This window comes from Kamptonema sp. UHCC 0994 (genome assembly GCF_029167235.1).
Classification (GTDB): Bacteria; Cyanobacteriota; Cyanobacteriia; order Cyanobacteriales; family Microcoleaceae; genus Kamptonema.
This window is the reverse complement of sequence record NZ_JARFTR010000184.1, coordinates 1-5,490: the sequence shown is the minus strand read 5'-3', so window position 1 is coordinate 5,490 and position 5,490 is coordinate 1. Positions and strand designations below refer to the sequence as shown.

The window sequence follows — 5,490 nt, the reverse complement described above, 5'->3', positions numbered from 1 at the left end:
TCTCCCCATCTCCCCCCCTCCCCCGCTCCCCCATCGCTGGTGTCGGTTCACCTTCAAACTCAAACACACCCGTGTGCCACCGCCAAAACTCTGGTACTGATTGCTGAATTGTAAATAGCCAAGGTTTCGGTAGCCACAACAACAAATTAAACTGCCATGTGGGAAGATGCGACTCAACATTCCTGAGATTGCTCAAAAATGACCACTGTAAGGCTGCTGGCTGCCTTGTTAAGTGTTCTGCTCCGAGAATTTGAAAGGTGGGTACGCGCTTGCCAAAGGATGCTTTCTGAGGTGCAGGAGACTGTGCTAACCACTGTAAAATCTGAGCAATGGGATTAGGATCGCTTAAGTTCAGCTCTAAGCTGACAAATCGAGGGTAAGGAAGTTGTGAGTTTTGAGAGATTGTTTCAGTTTGCTTTACACCGAGCAAGGCTTCGCGTTTGGCAACGCTGAGCGGTTTTGAGAGATGGCTTCGTTCCTGGTAACGCTGAGCGGTTTTGAGATTGCTTTGCTCATCAGCTAAAGCTATGTACTTTTGTTCTCCCAACCCTTGACGGCTCTTGCTTTGTTTTTCCCCGCGCTTGGCGATTTTGAACTCTGACTTCTCCTCAAAGTCTTGCAAGTTTTCTGCTTTCCTTTCCTCTCCCTCTGTGCCTGCTAATTCTGTTTGTAAACGTGCTGCTAGGCAATCACGCAGCCATAAGTCGTCACAGACTGCGATAAAAATTTGACGACGCAAATTGAGCTTGAGAGCCTGTTTCAAGCGGTGATAGATTAGCCTATTGGAACTAGAAACTTGGTGGGAAGGAATAGCCATTGCGGTCATACCTGCACGGGGAAGCATTGGAAAAATCACATCTGTCTAGGACTTAGGCATCTGATATTACGCATTAAGACGAAATTTCCTTGTTTTCAGCAGCGGGTGGGAAACTTAAAGTCTCATTTTACCCTTGATAAGTAGCCTGAGTGTATAAGTCCTGGTATTTTTTTGATGATTGCTCAAAGGAAAATTTATTCTCAAGAACCTCCGCGTGTTGAAACGGGAGAGGAGAGCATCAACTTGTGTACCTTCTCTTTTTCAAGCTGTGTGGCACGGCTCAGGATTGCGGCTTCTAGCCAGTTACAGAAACAAGGCTTACGTAACTGGCACAAGCCAAGCGAGCGGCAAAAACTGCGCGACAGATTAATAGATTTCACCAGTTCTCAGAACTGATACTACTTTGGTGAATCAATTGTGCCACCTCTAACCCACAGTGGTAATAATTGTGTAAGTCTTGAAATTTCTAAAATCTATAATCCGGCTTCCTGAATTGCTAAATTTAAATCCTCAATTAACCCCAAATATTCAGCCCAAGAGTTGAGATAATCAAAATCTAAAGATACTCCTTGTACTTTCAAAATTCCCAATACATCCCGCCATTGTTTCTCAGACTTACTACGCTTTCCCCATTGCAATTTGTTGAGAATTAAATCTTCTGGTGATGCTAGGTAAACTTCTGTGCCTTCGGGAATTTCATATTGTTGCCTTCTCTCAAACTTGATGCGGTCAAATTCATCGTTTCCGGTTATCATTAAATCAGCACGAGCAATACTTTCTATATGGGTAACTTGTAAAGTTTGCATTCGTCCAGAAATTATATCTTCTAATCCGGGAACATAAAATCCAATTCGCTCTAATTCAGTTGCTAACAAGCTAATATCTTTTAATTCGATCGCAATTACTATATCTAAATCTTGAGTAGTACGGGGCTCTCCGAAGGCGATCGCAGCCACACCACCAGTGATATAATAAGGAATATCAAGGGATTCAAAGATGGGGTGCAGTTGAGCAGCTAAGGCGATAGAATCTTGCACCCAAGTCATTTTATTTCCCTGTGGAATGTAATCAAGATGACAGTTTTCCTGTAACCAGGCAAAGGCAAGTTTTCGGGCAAACTCTTGATGAGATAAATTGGGGAAGCGTTTATAAAAACAGTTGATGGAAAATTGGCGTGCACTGCGATTTAATGCTTTTCCCATTGCTAAGCGTTGTTGAGGCGATCGCTGTCTGAGTAGCCAGAATTGAAAGGCATCTACTTCGGGGGAAGTATCTTCTGCTTGCGATCGATAGCCCGGTTTGAGAATGAATTTGGGTATGGCTAGCATATAGCGATCGCTTCGGTTTACTCCCTTCGTTGCTGGTAATCTTCAGAAGAAGTGGGATCTAATTCCCATCTGCGATCGTCGCGTTCATTCAAAATATCTGTTGTCCTCAAATCTTCGCCATCTTCCATTTCTAGCCCGACAGCAGTTCCTAATTCATCAACAATATTCCGATCGGGAGTTGCAGTCGTTCCCCCCACAGCCTCGTCGCCAACCATAGCCGCAGCTTGGGAGGATGCAGCATCAACATCGCCCCCTGTTAGTTCGAGATTGGCGGTGTACTCATCTCGATGATCGCGCATTGTCCGCCCGTCAATATTCAGCCCTACTTCCTCGCGAATGCCAGTTCCGTAGGATTCGGTAATTTTTTGGGACAAATCGCTAGAATCTTGTTTGTCAGCTTTTTTTACCATAATCATGCCTTTGCGATCGGTTTTAGCATCTTAATCCCTACTGGTTGAAACCAACTTCTACCCAAGGAAAGGACTTTGCTTTTCCGACCCCTATCATTAGGAATAAGGCAATGTAGCGATCGCACTTCTAGTACCAATTGCGATCGCACCTTAATCTACTCTGGAAAATCAGGAATCACCCATTTTGGCGGTTCTGTTCGCTTCTTTCTCACCGCTTCCTCAGCCATCTCCAGCATTTTATCCAGAGAAGTGTTTTCTATAAAACTTGAGGTTGCAGCCGCATATTCCCGCTTAGGGCAGTTATCGCCCAAAATGCAGCCGTTCACGCACTTTACAGCGCAATTTACTGTACTTTCCACCATATCCTCTTTCCTTCGATGCTGCCAACAACTTGCAGGGCGACGATCTGAGCTTTTTTGCCCAAAAGTAGCCCAGTATGTATTTTACTTTAGGAATTGCCATAGATGGCGCTCAAGGGTCATAGTAAGAGCGATCGCGATGTAATACAATCGCTGTAATACAATCAAAGTAACCTACTTCTTCTCCACTATGAGCAATCCTCTAGGCCGTTTAAAAAACTTACCCTGGCGAGAACTGCTTCAAATTGCTGCCCTCACCAATTTGATTGTTATCGGACTGGATTTATTCTTATGGTGGGGTTTCACGCAATCTCCCATCGTCCGCAACATCCTAAAGCTACTTTACGGCTCTTCTTTGGGGGTATTAATCCCTGTTGTTACAGCAGTGGGTATGGGCGCACTAGCAGTTTATCTTTTTGAGCAAAGGCAGCAACAATTTCTCCTTAACGGCTCTAGTTTGTGGGCTTTAGTTGTGTGTTTGCTTGTCGGTTTGGCTTTCAAGTCTTTCTTGTCACTACCTGCGTTTTTAGTCGATTTATCAGAAACTACATTAATCGGAATTGTGATTGGAGTGTTTTGGAAAGGACGGCCTTACTGGCGATAAACTTGGCGTTTGCTATACCAAATTAGAAAAGCTAACTTTTAATTTTTTAGGACTTACGCACTGATAAAGTTCGTAAGTCCTGTTTAATTTTATCAGCTAAACGGGCAACTCAACGGGAAATGCTCTAGCTTGTCGAGGCTTGACATAAACTCGCTGATCGACTTGTACATTTAGCAGTTTAAAGCGATCGCGGTCTAAGTAAGCAGTAAGTATCTCCTTATCATCCACAAGTAATTCGATTTGAATTTCCCAACCTAAATAGACGATGCGATTAATTTTTGCCGGCGCAAAAGATGCTTCAGGTTCGGTTTGAATTAAAACATCATGGGGACGCAAATAAATTTGAGGTGAGGCAGATTCCAAGGTCTGACGGGCAAAAATTCCGGCCGTACTGGAGAGGACATTTACAGGGCCAATAAAGCTCATCACAAAGGCTGTTGCTGGAGAGTCATAAATCTGAGCTGGAGTACCGACTTGTTCGACTCTACCTTTGTTCATCACCACAATTTCATCGGCGACTTCCATCGCTTCTTCTTGGTCGTGGGTAACAAAAACTGTGGTGACGTTAACTTCGTGGTGTAACCGCCGCAACCAGTCGCGCAATTCTTTACGAACTTTGGCATCTAGGGCTCCGAAGGGTTCGTCTAGCAAAAGTACCTGGGGTTCAACTGCTAAGGCTCTGGCTAAGGCTACGCGCTGTCTTTGTCCTCCCGAAAGTTGGGAGGGATAGCGATCGCCTAATCCGCTCAGTTGTACTAAATCTAAAAGTTCTTCTACTCGTTTGCGCGTTCTGGCTTTGGGGGATTTACGGATGTCCATACCAAAACCAATATTATCACGAATTGTCAAGTGTTTGAACAAAGCATAATGCTGAAATACAAAGCCGATTTGACGATCTTGTACTGACTGATAAGTTGCATCTTTGCCTGTAATCCAGATTTTGCCAATATCTGGCGGTTCTAGTCCGGCAATTAGCCGCAGTAATGTCGATTTTCCTGACCCTGACGGCCCTAATAGCGCTACCAAAGAGCCTGTTTTAATTTCTAGGTTCACCTGGCTTACTGCCTGAAAAGAACCAAAGTGTTTTGATACGTTTTCAACTAAAATTCCCATAGATTCTCTGGCTAAATAAATTTTCTCTGAGCGATCGTTGAGCTATGTCCAAGCAGGCGCGATCGGGAATTGTTTACTTACTACTCCCGTTATTCGCTTAAGTGACTGTGTTAAGTCGATATTATGCTAACTCCTGTATGCTGATCGATCTAGTGTAGTTTACAATTCTTTAAGATTTGGCGACTAGATGCTCAGGTTGATATCCTCATCTGCCTTTAAAAAGGATGGGCTATTTTATTTTCTTTAAATATATAGTCCGCCAGGGGTTAAAACTCTTGTCTCATAGCTAAAATCGGTTCAAACTGACCAAAAGATAAAATATTGAAAATTCTGCTATAATTTTAGCACAAACTGCAAACAATCAAAGATTTAAAATGGTAGAACTAAATCAGTTACTGTTAGAGCTTGAAAGCAACCTCAAATGGGAAGGAGCGACAAAAGAATGGAAAGAGCGGCGGGAAAGTTGGGTTAGCGATGTGGCAGCATCAGTTAACCTGACATATCTAGCAGAATTGCTAGTTGAATTGGAATCTAACTTGCAGTGGGAATTGGTGGATACTCACTGGAAAGAGCGTGCGGACAGTTGGGTAGAAAAATGTCGGGGTGCATCAATTGTTCAAGAAGTATCAAGTTTATTGCTGGAACTAGAAAGCAATATAAATTCGGAAGCTATGGCTGATGAATGGCAGCAGAATCGCGAAAAGTGGATACAGCAACTACACAAGTATAACGAGACCTAATGTAGATGGGGTACAATAACAACAGTGAGTAAAGCAATTCCAGAAAGACTAATAATTTAGCAAGTGTTTTGATAAACAACAGTACCCGTAACGCCGCCCTCTGGGCGGTATCTTTACCG

General features: G+C 43.4%; 6 protein-coding genes and 1 pseudogene. 2 read left to right on the top strand and 5 right to left on the bottom strand.

Annotation, left to right across the window (positions count from 1 at the left end):
- The 4 genes and pseudogenes from PY364_RS16970 to PY364_RS16955 form a co-directional block, all read right to left on the bottom strand.
- A pseudogene (locus PY364_RS16970) lies at positions 1-844 on the bottom strand (hypothetical protein); the annotation flags it as partial.
- A gap of 446 nt (positions 845-1,290) precedes the next feature.
- On the bottom strand, positions 1,291-2,145 hold the full coding sequence (locus PY364_RS16965; protein ID WP_275524247.1) for a hypothetical protein: 855 nt from the start codon (positions 2,143-2,145) through the stop codon (positions 1,291-1,293).
- 17 nt (positions 2,146-2,162) lie between these two features.
- Entirely contained in the window at positions 2,163-2,555 is a 393-nt protein-coding gene (locus PY364_RS16960; RefSeq protein ID WP_275524245.1) for a DUF6335 family protein, read from the bottom strand.
- A 155-nt stretch (positions 2,556-2,710) separates the two neighbouring features.
- The gene (locus PY364_RS16955; protein ID WP_275524243.1) at positions 2,711-2,917 is read right to left on the bottom strand and encodes a hypothetical protein; all 207 of its coding nucleotides are present in this window, start codon (positions 2,915-2,917) and stop codon (positions 2,711-2,713) included.
- Positions 2,918-3,104: 187 nt separating this feature from the next.
- Here PY364_RS16955 and PY364_RS16950 point away from each other — a divergent pair, with 187 nt between their 5' ends.
- A complete protein-coding gene (locus PY364_RS16950) occupies positions 3,105-3,518 on the top strand; it encodes a peptide chain release factor 1 (RefSeq protein WP_275524242.1) in 414 nt (137 codons plus the stop codon).
- A gap of 96 nt (positions 3,519-3,614) precedes the next feature.
- On the opposite strand, the gene PY364_RS16945 is transcribed toward PY364_RS16950, so the two are convergent.
- The gene (locus PY364_RS16945; protein WP_275524240.1) at positions 3,615-4,631 is read right to left on the bottom strand and encodes a sulfate ABC transporter ATP-binding protein; all 1,017 of its coding nucleotides are present in this window, start codon (positions 4,629-4,631) and stop codon (positions 3,615-3,617) included.
- Positions 4,632-5,005: 374 nt separating this feature from the next.
- Between PY364_RS16945 and PY364_RS16940 the strand changes: the two genes are divergently transcribed.
- On the top strand, positions 5,006-5,371 hold the full coding sequence (locus tag PY364_RS16940) for a hypothetical protein (RefSeq protein WP_275524238.1): 366 nt from the start codon (positions 5,006-5,008) through the stop codon (positions 5,369-5,371).
- The last annotated feature ends 119 nt before the right edge of the window (positions 5,372-5,490 follow it).